This is a genomic window from Mycobacterium sp. NPDC049093 (assembly GCF_040704635.1).
In the GTDB taxonomy this organism is placed as follows: Bacteria; Actinomycetota; Actinomycetes; order Mycobacteriales; family Mycobacteriaceae; genus Mycobacterium.
Genome location: NZ_JBEZJS010000003.1, coordinates 73,218 through 91,961 on the forward strand (window position 1 = coordinate 73,218; position 18,744 = coordinate 91,961).

The 18,744-nt window shown below is 63.0% G+C and carries 17 protein-coding genes and 1 pseudogene; 10 read left to right on the forward strand and 8 right to left on the reverse strand.

Annotated elements, in window-relative coordinates:
* Positions 1–178: 178 nt before the first annotated feature.
* Positions 179–724, reverse strand: a complete 546-nt coding sequence (locus AB0876_RS10935) for a GNAT family N-acetyltransferase (protein WP_526041970.1) — start codon at positions 722–724, stop codon at positions 179–181.
* A 453-nt stretch (positions 725–1,177) separates the two neighbouring features.
* Between AB0876_RS10935 and AB0876_RS10940 the strand changes: the two genes are divergently transcribed.
* Entirely contained in the window at positions 1,178–1,666 is a 489-nt protein-coding gene (locus AB0876_RS10940) for a GNAT family N-acetyltransferase (protein WP_526041971.1), read from the forward strand.
* A 104-nt stretch (positions 1,667–1,770) separates the two neighbouring features.
* Here AB0876_RS10940 and AB0876_RS10945 read toward each other — a convergent pair whose 3' ends face one another.
* On the reverse strand, positions 1,771–2,463 hold the full coding sequence (locus tag AB0876_RS10945) for a nitroreductase (RefSeq protein WP_526041972.1): 693 nt from the start codon (positions 2,461–2,463) through the stop codon (positions 1,771–1,773).
* A gap of 94 nt (positions 2,464–2,557) precedes the next feature.
* Here AB0876_RS10945 and AB0876_RS10950 point away from each other — a divergent pair, with 94 nt between their 5' ends.
* Positions 2,558–3,124, forward strand: a complete 567-nt coding sequence (locus tag AB0876_RS10950; protein ID WP_526041973.1) for a TetR/AcrR family transcriptional regulator — start codon at positions 2,558–2,560, stop codon at positions 3,122–3,124.
* A gap of 1,221 nt (positions 3,125–4,345) precedes the next feature.
* On the opposite strand, the gene AB0876_RS10955 is transcribed toward AB0876_RS10950, so the two are convergent.
* The 4 genes from AB0876_RS10955 to AB0876_RS10970 form a co-directional block, all read right to left on the reverse strand.
* Positions 4,346–4,837, reverse strand: a complete 492-nt coding sequence (locus AB0876_RS10955) for a hypothetical protein (protein ID WP_526041974.1) — start codon at positions 4,835–4,837, stop codon at positions 4,346–4,348.
* 1 nt (position 4,838) lies between these two features.
* Positions 4,839–5,009: a hypothetical protein gene (locus AB0876_RS10960; RefSeq protein WP_526041975.1), complete on the reverse strand. Its 171-nt coding sequence runs from the start codon at positions 5,007–5,009 to the stop codon at positions 4,839–4,841.
* A gap of 51 nt (positions 5,010–5,060) precedes the next feature.
* Positions 5,061–5,600 carry a hypothetical protein gene (locus AB0876_RS10965; protein WP_526041976.1) on the reverse strand — a complete coding sequence of 180 codons (540 nt, stop codon included), beginning with the start codon at positions 5,598–5,600 and terminating at the stop codon, positions 5,061–5,063.
* 337 nt (positions 5,601–5,937) lie between these two features.
* Positions 5,938–6,954: a diiron oxygenase gene (locus tag AB0876_RS10970; protein WP_526041977.1), complete on the reverse strand. Its 1,017-nt coding sequence runs from the start codon at positions 6,952–6,954 to the stop codon at positions 5,938–5,940.
* 430 nt (positions 6,955–7,384) lie between these two features.
* On the opposite strand from AB0876_RS10970, the gene AB0876_RS10975 reads away from it, so the two are divergent.
* From AB0876_RS10975 to AB0876_RS10985, 3 genes are read left to right on the forward strand one after another with little or no spacing between them, the layout of a single operon-like run.
* A complete protein-coding gene (locus tag AB0876_RS10975; RefSeq protein WP_526041978.1) occupies positions 7,385–8,815 on the forward strand; it encodes a patatin-like phospholipase family protein in 1,431 nt (476 codons plus the stop codon).
* A 29-nt stretch (positions 8,816–8,844) separates the two neighbouring features.
* The gene (locus tag AB0876_RS10980; RefSeq protein WP_526041979.1) at positions 8,845–10,698 is read left to right on the forward strand and encodes a hypothetical protein; all 1,854 of its coding nucleotides are present in this window, start codon (positions 8,845–8,847) and stop codon (positions 10,696–10,698) included.
* Complete coding sequence (locus AB0876_RS10985; RefSeq protein ID WP_526041980.1) at positions 10,695–11,963, forward strand: MBL fold metallo-hydrolase; 1,269 nt, start codon at positions 10,695–10,697, stop codon at positions 11,961–11,963. Before AB0876_RS10980 ends, AB0876_RS10985 begins: the two co-directional genes overlap by 4 nt.
* A 36-nt stretch (positions 11,964–11,999) precedes the next feature.
* Here AB0876_RS10985 and AB0876_RS10990 read toward each other — a convergent pair whose 3' ends face one another.
* Positions 12,000–12,608 (reverse strand): hypothetical protein, encoded by a 609-nt coding sequence (locus AB0876_RS10990; protein WP_526041981.1) that lies wholly within the window; start codon positions 12,606–12,608, stop codon positions 12,000–12,002.
* 375 nt (positions 12,609–12,983) lie between these two features.
* Here AB0876_RS10990 and AB0876_RS10995 point away from each other — a divergent pair, with 375 nt between their 5' ends.
* From AB0876_RS10995 to AB0876_RS11015, 5 genes and pseudogenes are all read left to right on the forward strand, one after another.
* Positions 12,984–13,361 carry a VOC family protein gene (locus AB0876_RS10995; RefSeq protein ID WP_526041982.1) on the forward strand — a complete coding sequence of 126 codons (378 nt, stop codon included), beginning with the start codon at positions 12,984–12,986 and terminating at the stop codon, positions 13,359–13,361.
* A gap of 40 nt (positions 13,362–13,401) precedes the next feature.
* Entirely contained in the window at positions 13,402–14,148 is a 747-nt protein-coding gene (locus AB0876_RS11000; RefSeq protein WP_526041983.1) for an alpha/beta fold hydrolase, read from the forward strand.
* 72 nt (positions 14,149–14,220) lie between these two features.
* The gene (locus tag AB0876_RS11005) at positions 14,221–16,047 is read left to right on the forward strand and encodes a serine/threonine-protein kinase (protein WP_526041984.1); all 1,827 of its coding nucleotides are present in this window, start codon (positions 14,221–14,223) and stop codon (positions 16,045–16,047) included.
* Between the two features lie 915 nt (positions 16,048–16,962).
* Positions 16,963–17,178, forward strand: a complete 216-nt coding sequence (locus AB0876_RS11010; RefSeq protein ID WP_135360174.1) for a hypervirulence associated TUDOR domain-containing protein — start codon at positions 16,963–16,965, stop codon at positions 17,176–17,178.
* Positions 17,171–17,500 (forward strand): annotated as a pseudogene (locus AB0876_RS11015) (DUF488 domain-containing protein); the annotation flags it as partial. The gene AB0876_RS11010 and the pseudogene AB0876_RS11015, both read left to right, overlap by 8 nt.
* Positions 17,501–17,570: 70 nt before the next feature.
* Here the strand turns inward: AB0876_RS11015 and AB0876_RS11020 are convergent.
* Positions 17,571–18,743: a fatty acid desaturase family protein gene (locus AB0876_RS11020; protein ID WP_418007517.1), complete on the reverse strand. Its 1,173-nt coding sequence runs from the start codon at positions 18,741–18,743 to the stop codon at positions 17,571–17,573.
* Position 18,744: the final 1 nt, after the last annotated feature.

Consider the following 18,744-nt stretch of genomic DNA (forward strand, 5'->3'; position numbering starts at 1 on the left):
GTCCGACTCGACGTGGAAATCGATCCCGGCCTCGTTGCGGGTCAGCCGAGCGCAACGACGTGGTGGCCCGCGGCGACTGTCGAATTACCTACCGCCGAAGAAGAGATCGGCGGCTTTACATTGAGAATATTTCCAAGGCAAGGCATTTGGTCATCAGTCGCTTGGAAATGACCGTCAGTCAGCCATGCCCACGCAGATCTAAGGCGTAGAACAACTTGTCGTATCTGTGATCGCCCACCGCGACGAACCGTTCAAGGCGGCCGTAGCATTCGAACCCAAGGGACTCGTACAAACGGGCCGCGCGCCGATTGTCGCCGCGCAGATCCAACGTCAGCACCTCCACATTTGCCTCCGAAGCAGCGCGGATCAACCTTTCCATCAGGCTGCGACCTATCCCCAAGCCCTGCCACTGCGGATCGACCGCAACCTTTTCCACATCGGCATGCGGGCGGTGCGTCGGACGCTGATAGCGGCACCAGTATCCGAATCCCGCCAACCGCTCATCCACCTCCGCGACCACCAGTGCGGAGTCGCCGTCAGCACTCCTCCAAATCACCTGCCCCAACAGTTCGGCAATCTCATCTCGCGACGGCGGATCGACCCAACCCAATGCTGCGCCCCCGGCCACCAGTTGGCCAAGCAGGTCCGTTGCGGAGCCGGTCAGAGGCTCCAAGAGATCAGGTGACGTGACCGCGAATACTCGAACCGCTCCGACGTCGACCATTCCAAAGATTATTCACCAGTAGACAACCCCTCGACTGGACACCTCCCCCGAGCACTTCGATCTCCACGCGATGCAGCCCCGACGAAGTATGTACCGCGATCATTAGTCGGCCCCGGTTGTAGATCACACACCGAACCCGCAACGCTTTTCACAGTCGATTCGTTATCACCGGCAACGCGCTATTTGACTGTGTCACCGTCTATTCACGAGAGGAAGCCAGCAGATGAGAACTAGGAGGTGGTCGATGGGCGACGTGGCACCGACCTCGTTGGAAGCAGCGTCATGCCACCTTCGACCGGCGTCCCCCGATGTGGCCTGCCGGCGATCGGTAGCTGTCCTGGTCGGACCGCTGGGCGCTACCTGCGCCTTCTATTCCCCCGCTGCGTGAGAACCATGGCCCGACTACACACACTCACAGCAAGTTCAGCCGATGACGCGACGGTCGTAGACGACGTGGCGGTGCTGGTCAACACCGTCTATGCCCTGGCAGAGAAAGGACTTTGGACACAAGGGACAATGCGCACGTCGCCGGCGGAAATGGCCGGCTACATCCGTAGCGGACAGATCACCGTGTCAATGCTTGGCGACCGCATAGTCGGTTGTATCCGCACCCAGCAACTGGACAGGTACACCGCCGAATTCGGAATGCTCGCCGTTGCCGAGGGGCACCGCGGGACGGGATTTGGTCGCGAGCTCGTTGCGTTCGCCGAGCGGGAGAGTCTCCGGCAGGGACGACGCACGATGCAACTGGGGCTCTTGGTGCCGCGCACCTGGTCGCATCCATCGAAGGAATTTCTGGCCGGCTGGTACCCGCGTATCGGATACCGCATCATCCGCAGAGCGACGATCAATGAGTATTATCCGCAACTCGCGCCCCTATTGGCGACACCGTGCGACTTCGTCGTTTATAGCAAGGATCTGACAGCGCCCTCAGTAGGTTGAATGGGCGACTCCTCGCCGGCGTTCCGTGACGGGCCCCTTTTGTACGTGCTGCGCGTCGAGACAGACTTCCTCCACATAGTGCTGCCAAGGCGTCGAACCCAGCCTCAGCGGTGAAACCGCGCCGTTTCCGCCAGTTCAGCGCGGGGCACCCGCACGGTGTTGACCGGTGCGTTCTCGTCGGCGTAGCCGAATGAGATGCCCATCAGCAGTTTGCGGTCGGTCACCTGTAGTTCCTCCCGCACGGTGTCGGCGTAAAACGAGAGCAACGCTTGTGGGCACGACGCGATGCCGTAGGCGGTCAGCGCAAGGAGCAGAGTCTGCGCGTAGATCCCCATATCCGCTGCCACCCGAGCCTCGGTGTTAGCCGGCGCAAACAGCATTACTACGTGCGGTGCGCCGTAGAAGCGCAAGCTCTCGACGTTGTAACCCTGCAGGAGATGAGCATCGCCACGCGGGATGCCCAACGCTCCGTAGAGCAGGGCGCCGAACTCTGAACGACGGGTCTGCTGCACTCCCTGGAACAAACCTTCGCGATACGGGAAGTCCACCGACTCACGGCCAGCAGCGTGAGCTGCCACCAGCGCATCAGCCAATCGCTCGCGCGCAGCACCACTTGCCACCTCCACCTGCCACGGTTGGGTGTTTGAATTCGATGGGGCGTTGGCAGCCAGCGAAAACACCGCGTGCAGGGTGGCTTCGGGTACTTCTTTGGGAAGGAATGCGCGGGTAGCGTGCCGGCTGCGGATGAGCTGTTCGCCCGGTTCGATCAAGTCCACCGCATGCAAAGAGCTGGTCACTGCTGAGCCTCCTCGAAGGTAAACGGATACGTTTACTCCGCATGTACAGTACCGGCCGCGCCGATCAAAGTAAACGGCAACGTATACTGCGTGGATGACAAAGCTCGATGGGCGTGGAGCGCGCGAACGCATCGTCGCGGCAGCTGCGGATTTGTTCGATAGGCAAGGTATCACCGCGACCACGATGGAACAGATCGCTGCAGCGGCGCCCGTCTCCAAACGCACGTTATATGCGTACTTCCCGGCCAAAGACGATCTGGTCGTCACATTTCTCCAGTACCTCTGCGAATCGGGACTGACCGTCGAGAGTGCGCTGTACGATCCTCAACTCTCCCCGCGTGAACGAATCCTGGCGATGTTCACGGTGCCCGTCCCCGTCGACCGTCCCATCCGCGGTTGCCCATTCACTGCCGCAGCCACTGAATTCCCGGACCCGAACAGTCCGGCGCACGCCCACACTCGAGATCGCAAGCAGGCGTTCACGATTCGCATCGCAGAATTATTGGACGAGATGGGCGCAAACGACCCTGCACAGCTGGCCGAACAACTTGCAATCCTCACCGACGGCGTTGCCAGCCGAGCTATGGTGTTCAACGACGCCCGCCGCGCCGATATCGGACGTGCAGCCGCGGAAGCACTGCTTAACGCCGCAGGTATTTGAAACCTCCTAGGGCGCTCGCCTCGGCCCGGTTTTTGACGGCCAGGGCGTGATGCGTGTCGATGCCAGATCCGTTCATGCCGTCACGAACTCACCCCTGCATCCTCGGGTGCACCATCGCCGACAACGTGCACCGTCGTATGTGTCCGGCCGGCGGTGAAAGAGACCCCAGCTCTACCGTTACCAGGCCGGTTGGGATAGGTGGAGGCCGCGCCCTGACCAATAACGTGACGAGCCATCCGGTGCGGCATTGCGCCAAGGGCTGCCACGGGCGATCGATTCCCATGTGTGCGCCGGTTTAATGCACTATCGGCGGCCGCGGTTGCCGGCAGGCTGCTGTTATGAAGCTCCAGTAGTTGCGGCGTACACCTCGATAATTACGTCACAATGACGATTTGTCGGTTGGTGCCTGTGCAACATATTGCGCTGCCGCGCAGGCATTTTAGGCTTGCCTCGGCCCGACGTGGGGCGCGGCGGCGGCCTCGAGTGCTCGACCGGTGATAGCGTCGTCAGCGAATGCAAGGGGCTGACCGGATGGTTCTTGGAATGAGAGGGACTCGGTGGCGGGTTGCACTGCTTCTGCCGCCGATGGCCGCGGTGACCCTCGCCGCCGGGTGCTCTGGCGATCCAGGCCAACCGGTCGCATCGGATGATCCGGTGACAACGCTGCCGGTTCCGGCCAACATGCCACCGTTCCCGTATCCCAGCGATATTCCACCGGTGCTCTTGCCGAGCGCCGTTCCCACCGTGGAGCTGCCTGGCGAGATCCCGCGGGCTCAACTTCCGGCCGATGTGCCCCAAATCGAGTTGCCTGCCGCGATGCCCCGGATTCAACTGCCTTCCGCGATCCCTCCTATCCCCTTTCCGTAAACCTTGGGCGGGGGCCTCTCTGGAGGCAAGTTTCATCGCTGTGATGGATTATTTTGCGGCAGAGTCGATTTGGTATATATGGAGCGCCGAGCTTCATCCGGATGACCGGTGTGCAGAGCGTGTGGGCCAGGGCTAGTAGCTCGTCTCGCACTCTTCGATGTACTTCTCGGCCTCGATGTAGGTGATTCCGAACTTGCCCATCAGCTCGTACACGCCGCGTTCGTGGGCATCGGTGTCATACGGACTACAGCGCGCGTACTCCCAGATATCAGGATCAGGGGCGCCGGTCCACTCTCAACGTTTCCGGATCGAACACCTGAATCCGGAACATTGCGGCCCTTCGCTGAGGCTGAACTAGGTGCGTCCGTTGGCGGCGTATAGAGCACGGTCCACGATTCGGAGGTCCCGTCCGCAGCGTTGGCTGATTGCCTTGCACACCGTCAAATACTCCATGTAGGGCGGGTACTTGTTGGCGCCCTGATCGGGAATCTCGCGGTTCTTGACCAGCGAATTGACTGCACGGACGTCGATGACCGTGTGAACCTCTGGCTGCCACACGGTCAGCAGAGATGACGCCATTGGGACCTCAACGCCTTTGAGTAGCGTCAAGATTCGGTGCTGGATCCCGAGGGGTGCGGTCAATGCTGTGGCGGTGACGTCGTGAATCATTTCGTCGGTGTTCGACGCCATCCGGGATTTCGCCCTCTGGCTCTTCCAAACGCCCACCGTGATGAAGTCCTGACGGTCGTAGTGTCCTCGTTCACGAACCCGTGCGCCGACCTCATTCAGGACTTCGCTATCGGCGTTGACTGGATAGTGGTCTGCCCAGTAGTCGATCCAGCTCACATCAATCACGCCTGCGAGTATCACACCTATTGCCTACGGCGTACGGGCGAATGCGGGCGAGCATGCTGTCGACGGTGGCATCGCGCACGATGTGCTGAATATTGGCCGACATGCCGCTTTCCTGCAGCGGCTCGGCCGGTTCTGCAGCGAAGGGCGCCAGGGTTGGGCCCACGCCCGGACGGCGGTGGATTTCAGCGTCGGCACCGTGCCTTCGCTGGCACCGTCACCTGGCCACGAACGCTCCACGGATGAGCGTTAAGGCTTCGTCACCGAAGACTTCGGTCGGAAACCGGCCCGCGATGAGGTCGGTGAGATAGGCGACCAACCCGTGCGGGTGATAGTCGTTCGTAAATCCGTCAGCGATGACGACGGCAGCCCAGCCATTGGGGTCCTCGCCCGAGGTATGCCAATAGCCCGTCTCCCCGCCCGGAGCACCTCCCCATCCGTAGTAAGGCACTGGATCGACGTCTTCGAGCACCATCGGCACCGTGGATCGGTCAGGATGGATCCAGCTATGGTGGGCATAGGTGTTGCGCAGTTCGGTCAAGGACTGTCGGCAATACGCACCACCGGAGATCAATTCATCGTGGGTCGGGCTCATCAGCCCCAGGTATCCGCCGAATGATCCGCCGCCGTAGGTGGCGACGAGTTCTTTGTAGTCGTCTGGCAGGGCATGTCCCAACGCCACCTCGACCGCACCAAAGTCGTAGCTGGGTACGGACTTCGGCGGCCGTACGAGCGAGATCAGTTCATTGAGCGACACGATCGAACAGTTTACGCGTCTTGGTGCATCGATAGACCCACGAGGAGGACGCGTCCGGCTGGCACATCGGTTGTCCCGGCGACTATCACGATCGCGATCGGACGATGCTGCAATACGCGTCCCTTTACGAGCTCGCTGTCGCCAAGGCGGCCATCATTGGTTTCCTCGCGCTGCCGTCCAACTGATCGGTGCTCTTAGTCGGCGAGGCTCCGCTGGCCTGTGCACCATATTCGGCTGCCGCGATCCCCCTATCCCCTCTCCGTGAAGCTGCCACGTAAGGACGATTCACGGTGGCAAACTGTGTTGCGCTGCAAGGGCTGTGGATCAGGCCTGATGGTCAAGCGACGCTGACCGCCTGGCGCGCGGGTTCGCTACGGTAACGGGACGCCGGACCGTCGATGCGCAGAACCCGCCACAGGATCTTGGCAATCGGGTTCATCAGGCCGGTGTCCACGGCGAGCATCCGCACATCGCCGTAGATCTCACGGAGCATCGCCCTGGATTCAGGTGCCCGCCAGTAGATCTCCTTCTTCACCGATCGTGGGATCTCGAACTCACGCCAGAAGGAGCGCGGCGGCTTCGCGATGAGCGTGGCCGCCAGACGGAAGCCGAGCGGATAGATGATCGACAGCCCGAATCGGTTGAGCCGCCGCATCTCCGGGATCCGCCGACGCAGGAACTCGTGGGCAAACGAGATGTGCCGGGCTTCCTCAGCGACGTGGATCGCCATCACGCGCTCCATGATGGGGTGTATCGGTTTGCCCTCGCGCAGAATGGATTTCTGCATGTGGTCGATCGGCTCCTCGCCGCAGAGCACCATCATGAAGAAGAACACCGGCATCGGACTCGCGAACAGCGGAGGCAGTGAGTGCAACCATCTGAGCCACCGCGCTAACCCTGGAACATCCACCCCCGCGTGATTCACCATCTCCTGGAACATCAGGGTGTGGTTGCACTCTTCGACCGCCTCGTGCAGGCAGTACCGGTATTCGGGGCTGCCGTTGGGAACCCAGAAGGTGTAATTCAGGATTCCTCGGATCAGCATGTTCTCGAATTGCAGGCCGGCCTTGGCGACATTCGCCTGACGCCACATGCCGATCGCAATCTGCTTCTCCAGCGGCTGCGCCTGGTACCACGGGCTCATCCCAATTGGATCGCTATCCGCCGCCAGTACCCAGCGCGGGTCGTTCTTGATCACCTTGAACTCCGGCGAATCCCACGGAATGTCCAGATACGGATTGAAGTTGCGGCGCACCGATCCGGCTGAGAGGGTCTCCAGCCTCGTGCAATAGTCCGCGTCGCCACGGACGTTCATCGCGTCCCGCCAGCGACTGACCGCCTTCGCAAATGCCATGACGTCGTTTCTCCTAGACGGTTGATCACCGATTTACCGAGACCGGGAGTCCCATTCCGTAGGTATATGGGACACCCTGTCTCATACGCCTGTCAAGTATGCGTCCAACCCACCACGCGCAGGCACGCCTCCGCCCAGTCGGAGAAGTAAATCCCGGTTTGTCACAATGCATCTCGATGTCGTCGACCACGGTCTCGATCAGCACCGGCATGATCTCTTCGATCGTGGGGGTGGCCTCGGTTCGCCGAAGCCACCTCAGCCCATCAGCGGTGCCAATTCGAGTAGTGCATTACTCACGTCCGTCTGCCGACGGGACGCGAAAATCGACATCACGGCCGGCGGCCCGGCTGCTCTACGACCGATGGAATCGAGCACGCCTGGCGCGCTCTGGGCGAGCCACCGGGGGGACGTCCAACAGAGGGGGCGGGCGATGGCAAATGACGGACCCGGGATCGGGGTGGCACTGTCCGGAGGTGGGCACCGCGCCGCGTTGTTCAACCTGGGCGCACTGCTGTATCTGATCGATGCCCGCAAGGGTCCTCAGCTGCGATCCGTGTCGTCCGTCTCCGGAGGATCGCTGACCAACGCCTACCTCGGGTATGCCGTCGATCTGTCGACTGTCGACTCCGAGGCTCTGTGGGCGCACGCCCGCGCGTTCGCGACCCAGGTCGCCCGCCGCGGGACACTATGGGCCGCTCCCGTCACATACCTGTACCTGGGCAGCATCGGGGCGTTGCTGGCACTCGCGGCCACCGTCAGTTTCGTCGGTGCTGGCTGGTGGCTCGCTGCGGTGTGGGTGATCGTGATCGCACTGTGTGGATGGCTGTCCCAGCAGCGCAGCGCGGTGGTTGCGCGAACCTTCGACAGCACGCTCTTCCACCGCCGACCGCTGACGTCGATGAACTCCGTTGTGTCGCACGTCCTGTGCGCCACCGATCTCCAGATGGGCCAGGCCGTCTTCTTCTCGAGCAGCTTCGTCAACTCGTGGCGCACCGGATGGGGCTCACCGGGTGACCTGCGGATCGCGCGAGCGGTGCAAGCCTCAGCCGCGTTACCCGGGGCCTTCAGTGTGGTGTCGCTCCGGTTGAGCCGCTTCGGCCTGCCTCAGGAGGGCCTCCCGGATCGGCAAGCGCCCCAATGCTTCAAGCTTCTCGACGGGGGCGTCTACGACAACATGGGTTCAGAGTGGTTGTTGGAACTCGATGATCGACTCAAAGGTTCTCCCCCGCCCGGCCTGCGTCCGGTCGACGAAGTGATCGTGGTCAATGCCTCCGCGGGCGACGACGTGGTTCCGCGTCCGTCGGTCACACTCCCGCTCATCGGCGAGATCCGAAGCCTGCTGGCGGTCAAGGACGTGATGTACCGCCAGACGACCGCGCCACGTCGGCGGCTGCTCAACACGCGTTACCGCATCTCCCGCGACGAGGACCTCGGAAACATCGTCCCCACCGCCGCCGTGCTGCAGGAGGCGTTGCGTGGCACGACGATTCAGATACATCGCAGCCCATTCGTGATAGCCGATGCGTATAAGTCGGGATCCGATGCGATTGCTGCTCGCGCACGAGCGGCAATCGTGACACTGGGCGAAGAGAACAGGGCATTCTGGGCAGGCGAGGCCGATCGCAACCGTCGCGTCAAAACGACGTTGTCCCGGGTCACACAGGCCCGTGCCGAATCGCTGATCCGGCACGGATACGTCCTGAGCATGATCAACTGCCACGTTCTGCTCGACTACCCGCTCGTCGGCATACCGTCCGACGAGAAGACTCGCCAGTTGGTCACGCCAGACTCGTTGCGGCGCGGTCGAATCGACAGCTCCGGGTCACCGCAGCGTCTCCAGCCAACAGTTCCACCGCAGTAGCCCCTTCGGCAGACGGCAAGGAGGCCTCGATGCGCAAATCCCCGGAACGCAGAGCCCTGCGGATATTCGCATTCGATCCGATGATCTCGCGGGCAGGAGACCATCGCGTCACCGTTGAAGTGCCGTATCGCAAGCTCGAACGGACTGCGCGCTCCTTCTGGGACGACCGGCTTGAGGTTGTCGACTACGACGCGGCCGCCGACGTCTACTACGGCGCCGTCGACCTCGATGACGCGGCGATCGCGATGCAGCAGGGTATCGAGCCGTCGGATTCCGATCCGCAGTTCCACCAACAGATGGTGTACGCGGTCGCCTCGCGCGTGCTCGAGAACTTCGACCGCGCGCTCGGCCGACGCCTGCGCTTCTGGGGTGGCGAGCGGCTCCGCCTCATGCCGCACGCCTTCCAAGGCAGCAACGCGTACTTCGACGACGACCTGAACGCGGTGCTCTTCGGTTACTTCTCCGCTGATGTGGACGATCCCGGCGCGAACCTGCCCGGGCAGCTGATCTTCACCTGCCTCTCGCACGACATCGTGGCTCACGAGGTCGCACACGCTGCGCTGAGCCGCCTGCATCGCCGGTATAGCGAACCCACGAACGCACAAGTCCCCGCCCTGCACGAGGCGTTCGCCGACATCGTCGCGTTGTTCCAGCGCCTGACGTTTCCGGAAGTCGTGAGCGCCGCGATCCGCGAGACGCGCAACAACCTCCTGGATCCGGAGGGACGGCTGCTGGACATCGGTGCGCAATTCGGCTCTGCCGCGGGTAAAGGCCATGCGCTGCGCAGCATCGCGGCCACGCGCGATCCCTCGAAAGTCGCCTCGACCACCGAACCGCACGCGCTCGGCTGGATCCTCGTATCCGCGGTGTACGACGGGTTCGTCGACACCTACGAACGGCGCACCCGCGACCTCATTCGCATCGCGACCGGCGGCAGCGGCAAGCTGCCGGACGGCGAGCTGCATCCAGACCTTGTGAACCGCCTCGCAGGCGAGTGCGTCCGCACGGCGCAAACGGTCCTCTCGATGTGCATTCGCGCCACTGACTACCTGCCGCCCGTCGACCCGACGTTCAGCGATTACCTGCGGGCGATGATCACCGCCGACTTCGAACTGAACCGCTCGGACGAGACCGGCGTGCGCGCCACGATGATCGAGGCCTTCCGCCAGCGTGGAATCCGGCCACTGGCCGTGGGTTCGCTGGCTGTTGAATCGCTGTTGCTCGAGGCGCAATCCGATAACGCGCCGAAGGACAACGAGCTCGCGAGGATCGTCGCGGACCTGGTCGAGGTGGGTGCACGTGAGCTCGGCCGGACGACGGGCCCGGCGAAGTCCAGTACCTACACGAGGAAACCGCGCGCACGCGAGGTGACGAGCCGTTCAGACTGGGACGCGCAGCAGTATCAGTCGCTTTCGGAGCCGCCGAGAGAAGACGCCCAGATCACCGAAACCGAGGAACCGGACGATGATTGGCGCCGCCTGGGCGGCAGGCTTGGATCCTGGGTGAAGCTGAACCGCCCGAATCTCGGTCTCGAAATCGACATTCCCGCGGCAGTGGTCGGATTCCATCCGGTGCACCGGATCGCAGCCACTGGCGAACTACTGGTCGAGATGGTCGCGCAGATCGTCCAGACCATGAGTGTCGAAGACGACCTCGGCGGCCTGCGCTACCGCGCAGGGCTGACACTCGTCGTCAACATCGACGGTCAGATCCGCTACTACATTCGCAAGCCGTTCCATGACGACCGGAAGCAAGCCCTGCGCGACCGGGTCGCCGCGTTCGACGACGCGTACGGGATGGGCTGGAAACCAAGCAATCCCGAACCCAACAGAATCGTCGCGGCGTACTCGGCACGGGCCATGGATGCACGGAGGTGGCGATGAGCTCGACGATGACGATCCGCATGTACAACGTCGGCTTCGGCGACTCGTTCCTGCTGCTGCTGCCTGGCGGGAAGACGATCCTCGTGGACGCCGGCTTCCACAGTCAGGGCAGAGGCGCGTTTACTGCCAACGACCTCGCGAGGCAGATCGCGGCGGACGCGAAGGCGCACAGCGGGAAGGCGCGCATCGACGTCGTGATCGCCACGCACCGGCACCAGGACCATGTATTCGCCTTCAATTCGACCGAATGGGAGCAGGTCGAGATCGGCGAGGTCTGGATGCCTTGGGTCGAGGACCGCAACAACCCGGACGCCAAGAAGCTCTGGAAGAAGCAGCAAGGGTTCGCGATGGCGCTACACCACGCGGCCTCGAGCTTCGCACTCCTACCGGACCAGCGTGCGGAACTCGACTTCCTGCTGTGGAACGCCGGGATCGACATCACCGGCCTCGTGCCCGACGCCGAGTTGGCGGCATGGAGCAACCAGGGAGCACTGAACGTGCTTCACGACGGGTTCAAGCACCGTCAGCGATCCGATCCGCGATTTTTGCCCGAAGGCAACGACTTTCCCGAGACCTTCGAAAGCGACGTGATCACCGGGATGAAGGTGCATGTCCTCGGGCCGCCGCGCGATCCCGACGAGATCGAAGAGCTTGATCCCGCCGGCGATGACGAGACCTACAAGGCGCTCATGTTGCGGGCCGCCACCGTCCTCCATGAGGAGGTGCCGGCCCCATTCTCGGAGCAGTGGCGCGTGTCCGACACCGATCCGGGGCCGAAACTCGACCCCGGCGACCTCAAGCGTCTGAAAGGGCTCGCACACTCGGCTGACGCGCTGCTGGCAGCGAAAGCCGTTGACGACATGATCAACTCGACGAGTCTGGTGCTCGTGCTGGACATCGGTAGCGCACGCCTGCTGCTGCCGGGCGACGCCGAATGGGGAACGTGGAAGCGCATCCTCGCGAACAACAAGGCGTGCTCGCTGCTGCGTGGCGCAACCTTCTTCAAGGTCGGCCACCACGGCAGCCACAACGCCACGTCCAAGACTCTTGTCGAGAAGGTGTTGCCGCGCGAGATCCCCGCGATGGTGTCCACGCAGGAGGGCCTCGGAAACTACCGCAACAACATCCCGCTGGGCGAGTTGCTGACGGCTCTCCGCGACCACGAGATCAGCTATGCGCGTAGCGATAGGGGCAACGCGGCCTTGCCGGATGGCTTCGGCGCGGACGTCAATGCGAAATGGATCGACTTGGAGATCGGCTGCTGAGTCACTCCGCCACGCTGACGAAGTGTGGGTCCTGGCTCAGAGCACCTCTGGTACGGCGACATCGCCCTGCTGATGGATTATCAGCTCCTCCGCCAAGTCATACGACATGTAGAAGCGGCCATTCCCGTTGCCGAACCCGTGCGGACGCTGACCCCAACTCTGCTCGAAGCCAAGCAGTTTCTTGGATGGGATGATCTCGGTGGCGAGGTACTCGTGCCCTCCGGATTCACCGGATGCGGCGCTGTGAACAATGCCGTCCGGTCCGGTGGACGACATGTCGTCGTACCAGTTGGTCCCACACAGGACCGGTTGGCGGGACAGTGCGCCAAGGAAATCATCGAATGAAAATGTCCAGGAGTAGCTGGAGATCACCCCGACCGATCTCCACCATTTCATCAACCCGATCGCGCTCGAACCTTCGTCGTCGGGCGGATATTGGCCGGGGTACGGGTCACGCACGGTGGACTCGTGATAGTTGCGGATCCCGTCGTCGTTTCCGAGGTAACTCGTCCCTGCATTGCCGATCGGAACCACGGCATTGAACTTGCGGCGGCTGCGAATCGCGTAGGCGGTGTTGAGCAGGTTCGTCCCGCTGAAGCCGACGCAGCCCGATAGAAAGAACTGGTCGACGTGTGGGGCGTTCATTGCGTGCCGGACATGCCGATTCGGCAATCCCGCGGCTCTGATGAAAGCGTGGTCTCGCGACTTGGGGTCGTGATGAACGATACGGCCGAGGTGCCCTGATGCGCTCATTGGAAGCCTCCAAGATGGTCATGGTCGCGTGTCGGAATTGATGTGAGGGACACGTCTCCCCCGGTTCTCTCGACTGAAAAAACGATACGGCTGGGGCGAACGACACGAATGAGTAGTCGACTACTCGATTCTGGTTCCATTGCCCGGACATGCCTGCGCTGCCATTACTTTCGGTGCACGGCAACGCCAAGCGACCTCGGCGTGACCCGGCCTGCCGTCGGCGCCGCGATGAGTCTGGCTGCCCGGCAGGGTCTTACTAACATGACGATGACGACGAGAGTATTGAGTGTGTCGGTTCCGGTGCCCGACCAGGACGCCGCGCTGAAGTTCTACACCGAGGTGCTGGGATGCGAACTCCGCACCGACATGGAGGTCTGGCCGGGTGCGCGGATGATCGACGTCGTGCCGCCGGGATCGGATGTCTCCGTGGTGCTCCTGCCGCACGACAGCCAGATCCCTATCGCGATCCGCCTCGGCACCGCGGATGCTCGACAAACCCATGACAGGGTCCGTGATGCCGGGGTGACGCTGCACAACGACGAGCTGATCCGGATGGAGGGGGTACCGGCGATGTTTTCGTTTACCGACCCCGACGGCAACGGTTTGGTCTACCTCGAGGACACCGAGCCGACCGATCCCCGCTAACCAGACGCCCCACGACGAAGACGATGCAAGGATGGCCTCCATGACTGTGGTTCTCGTGCACGGTAATCCGGAGACTGACGCGATCTGGGGTCCCCTCGTCGATGCGCTCGGTCGCGATGACGTGGTGCGGCTGTCGCCGCCGGGATTCGGTGCGCCACTCCCCGACGGCTTTGCCGCGACCTTCCTTGCCTACCGCGACTGGCTCGAGGGCGAGCTCGAGAAGATCGACGGACCAGTCGATGTCGTCGGGCATGACTGGGGTGGCGGCCATGTGATGGGCGTCGTCATGCATCGACCCGAGCTGGTGCGCAGCTGGGCCACCGATGTCATCGGAGTCCTCGACCCCGACTATGTGTGGCACGACATGGCCCAGGTATGGCAGACACCCGGAGAGGGCGAGCAACTCGTCGACACCATGCTCGGCGGAACCGTCGAGGATCGCACGGCTCAGATGTCCGTGTTGGGCATCCCGATCGACATCGCCACCTCGATCGCCGCCGAGCAGGGACCAGAGATGGGGCGGGCGATCCTCGCGCTATACCGCTCGGCCCGCCAACCCGCGATGGCCGAGGCCGGGCGAGCGCTGGAGAAGGCTCGGGCCCGGCCGGGCCTTTCTCTGCTCGCCACCGACGATCCCTACATAGGCTCCGACGACATTCGACAGCGTGCGGCGACGCGGGCCGGTGCACGCACCGAGGTACTCGACGGACTGGGACATTGGTGGATGGTGCAGGACCCGGCTGGTGGCGCGGCGGCCCTCACCCGCTTCTGGGACGGCCTCGGCTGATTTGTTCGGAACGTCGCGGTCCTGACGAACATCTGTTCGCGCTCGGGTTGCCGTCCTTTGTAGGCTGCGAACATGCCGTTCAATGCCGGTGACGTCTTTGCCGGGTACACCATTCAGCGGCTGCTGGGCGCCGGTGGCATGGGCGAGGTCTACCTGGCCCAGCATCCTCGCCTGCCCCGTCTGGATGCACTCAAGATCCTTTCGGTGAGCACCACGCGCGATGAGGAGTTCCGCGCCCGGTTCAACCGCGAGGCGGAGTTGGCCGCATCGTTGTGGCATCCGCACATCGTCGGGGTGCACGACCGGGGCGAGTTCGACGGCCGGCTGTGGATCTCGATGGACTATGTCGAGGGCACCGATGCCAAGCACTTGATCGAGCAGCACCCGTCTGGGATGCCCTTGCCGGATGTGGTGGAGATCGTCACGGCAGTCGCCGAAGCCCTCGACGTCGCTCACGAACGGAACCTGCTGCACCGCGACGTCAAACCGGCGAACATCCTGGTCACCGTGCCGTCGGGAAGTGCCCGCCGACGCATCTTGCTCACCGATTTCGGTATCGCCCGCGAAGCCGACGACGCGAATGGCCTCACGGAGACCGACGTGGCCATCGGTACCGTCGCGTACGTAGCGCCGGAGCAGCTCACCGGGAAGACGCTCGATGGCCGCGCAGACCAGTACGCCCTGGCAGCGACCGCTTTCCATCTGCTGACCGGCTCGCCTGTCTTCGAAGACACCAATCGCATCGTCCAGGCCGGCAACCACCTCTACGCACCACCGCCCCGGCTGTCCGAGCGCCGCCGCGACCTCGCCCATCTCGACGCCGTGATGGCCAAGGCGCTGGCCAAGCAACCCGACAAGCGCTACGCGCGGTGCCTGGACTTCGCGCGGGCGCTGGGCGGGAGCACGGACGTGTCGACCGCGCCCCAGCCGGTGGCGCCTGCTACGGGCGTTCACACCGCCCCGCTGGAGATCCCCGACGTCCATGAGCGCAGCAGCCCCCCGGAAACCAAGCGGCTGGCCATGCTGACGATCCTGGGCACTGCCCGCGGCGTGCAGAAGGCACCGGCCGGGCCTGACGGCGAGGAAGAGGTCTGGACGTTCCGCGTGGAGCGGTACGAATCGACCGGTGAAGCGCACACCGTCGTGCCGGTCGAGCTCCGTGGCAACTCCATCACGGGCGAACTCTCCGACGGGGATGTGGTGGAGGTCAGCGGCCCCTGGGACGACCGAACGCTGTTCGCCGACTCGGTGGTCAATCATTCGGCCGGCACCCGCGGACGCCGCCGGCGCGACTCGTTCGCAGTGACGCCAGGTAATCGCCGCCGTGCATTGACGTCGCGTCCGGTGCGCATTCTGTTGGTTCTGGCCGTGGTCGCCGCGATCGTTGCGACGTCCGTGCTTCTCCTCCGCGGTTTGGGCTCGTCGGAGCACAACACCACTCCGGGGTCGCCCGTGAAGCCCGAGAGTGCGACGGTGTTCTCCCCCGGCGGCTCACCAGACCATCCGGATCAGGCGAGTCTGGCCATCGACGGCAACCCGGATACGTCGTGGTCCACCGACATCTATCAGGATGCCGCGCCCTTCCCGGCCTTCAAACAAGGTGTCGGCCTGCTACTTCAGCTCCCCTCGCCAACGGCTTTGAGCGAGGTGACGATCGACGTGCCCAGCACCGGAACAGAAGTCCAGATTCGCGCGGCCGACAGTGCTCACCCGAACAGCCTGTCCGACACCACCGAGTTGACGCCGAACGTGGCGTTACAGCCGGGCGACAACACCATCACCGTCGACAATCAGACGAAAACGTCCAATGTGCTGGTGTGGATTTCCAAGTTGGGCACCCTCGATGGGCAGAGCCGCACGAACATCTCAGAGATCACGCTGCGGGCATCGGGCGATTGATGCAATTTCCAGATGGCATCCCGGCCTACCAGGCCTCTATCAGCTGCGTCGTCTGCGGCACCTGACGCTAATATCCGGGTGTGGTCTGGACGCCGGAGGATGATGAATTGTCTTCTTGACCATCGGAGTTCGGGTTGACGGGCTAGCTGGGACGCTGCCATTTCGGTGGAGTGCGCCATGGAGGACGTTCGCTCGGCCGGGTCTGTCATCGCGCCCCTCCAAAGTGACCACCAACCGGTCCCCCGGGCTGCTCCGCGCGCTTTCGGCCGGGACCTGGAATTACCAGTTGGTGGTGGTACCGGCTAACGGGGTGCGAGTTGGGGGCCAGCACCAGTGGTTTCGCCCCGCGTGTTGGGAACCCTGGAGTAGAGACACGAAATCACAAACAAGGGAGCGTGGTGGCAGTGAATACAACCTACAAACGATCGAGAATGCCAACAGTGGCTGTGGTGGCGAGCGCAGCCGCAGCGCTGGGGATCTTGCTCGCACCAAATGCTCAAGCCGCACCCGGAGCCAACTGCAGAAATGACGGCGGCTCCGTGCTGTGCCAGTCCCCTGGCAACGCGCAGGTGTACTCAGAGCCGCCGAGCACCAGCCCGGGAATGGGCATCGGCGCCAATGGCCCCTACGGACCGTGGGGAAACGTGCCGCCGCTGAAGTAGAAGCCGCAGCAAGGGCTGCCGATGAGGTGGTTTGACCCGCACGAACTGAGTACCAATTCCGTTGCATGACAACATAATTAGCCAGGCATTGCGCAGCCACGTTCATCGACCGTATGGAGGTCCCGGCCGCCCCGCTCGTGGTCGATGACGAAGCAATGGACGAAATCCAGTGGAGGCTTTGCTATCGGCGGCGGCAGCCAGTAGTGCGTCGCCGCCAGCACTGCTTCAATGGGTCCAGGACGAAGGAGTCGATATGTCTGACCGGTTCAGCGTTGATGCCCATGTGACGTGGAACTCGGAGGCCGGACACGTGTCGGGCACGGTGACGAAGATCCGCACGAAGGATTTCGAATACAAGGGTTACACGCGGCGGGCGTCCCCGGACGATCCGCAGTACGAGACCAAGAGCGACAAAACCGACCACATCGCCGCTCATAAGGGCAGCGCCTTGCGGCTGGTCGATGAGTGAGCCGTTCTTCACGGCCGGACACTCCACCCGAACGCTCGATGAGTTCGTCGACCTGTTACGCGGTAGCAGTGTCGGGCTGATTGTTGATACCCGGAAGCTTCCCGGCTCCACACGGTATCCGCAGTTCGACCAGGAAACGCTCTCAAGGTGCCTGAACGAGGTCGGGATCGGGTACCGGGCCTCGAAAGGCCTGACTGGGCGTCGTCCAATGAGCAAGGAAGTGTCATTCGAAGTCAATGCCTGGTGGAAGAACCGTAGCTTCCACAACTATGCCGACTATGCACTCTCCGACGACTTCACGCGCGCCCTCGCTGAACTGCGCATGGAACTCACCACAGTTCGAGTCGCCGACCTGAGGGACACCGATACCGGTCGTCAAACCGACACCATCGCTACCGGCGCTGCCCCAATCGCGTTGCCACGACGAAAGCTCGAGGTCTCTCAACGCACCGGGAGTCAGGTTTGTAACCGACCTTTCCTTCAGAATCTTTGGCGAGAAGCCGATCCGGGAGCGCGAGCGTGAAAATAGTGCGCACGGTCTCCAGGTATTGACGTACGAGCGGGCCGGTCGTGTACGGCAGGTCGAAGCGGCCGCATATGGACCGAACCTGCGGAGCGATCTGTGCGTAGCGGTTGCTCGGCAGATCCGGAAAGAGGTGGTGCTCAATCTGGTAGCAGAGGTTTCCGCTGAGGAACGCCAACACCGGCCCGGCGCGGAAGTTCGCGGTGCCGAGCATTTGTCGCAGATACCATTCGGATTTGGACTCGTCCTCCAGCGCGGCGGGTGCGAATTTCTGCGTACCGTCGCCTAGGTGCCCGCAGCAGATCACCACGTAAGCCCACACGTTGCGCAACATGTTGGCGGTCGCGTTCGCGGTGAGCGTGCGGCGCCATCGTCGAAGACTCAGCGCGGGAAAGATCAAATAGTCCTTCCCAACCTGCCGTGCCACCTTGCCGACCAAGGCTCGAGTGAGCGCGGATTTGTCGGCGCGAGTCGCCGCGCGCTTCTGCTGCGACTCCCACCCCTGCAGGGCGATGCCCCATTCGAACATGATGGCCAGCAACATGCTCCGTAGCGGCTGCAGTAGATTGGTCGACCGCCACTGCTGGTCGCGGGTGACCCGCATGATGCCGTATCCGAGGTCGTCGTCCACGCCGATCACGTTCGTGAACACGTGGTGGCGGTAGTTGTGGGCGTACCGCCACTGCGAGGAGACACCGGCCATGTCCCACTCCCACGTGCTGGAGTGGATTTCCGGATCGTTCATCCAATCCCATTGACCGTGGCAGATGTTGTGACCGAGTTCCATGTTTTCGATGCTTTTCGCGGTGGCCAGCGCGGCGGTTCCCAGTGCCCAGCCGGACCCGCCTCGGCTGCCGGCGATCATGAGCCGTGCGATGATGTCGAGGCAGCGCTGAAACGCGATGGCCCGCTGGATGTATGCCCGATCTTGTTCACCGCGCGAATTCTCGATGTCGCGACGGATTGCCTCGAGTTCGACTCCGAGCTCCTCGAGGTCGGCCTCGCAAAGGTGCGCGTATTCGGCTGCGTCTGTTACTGCCATC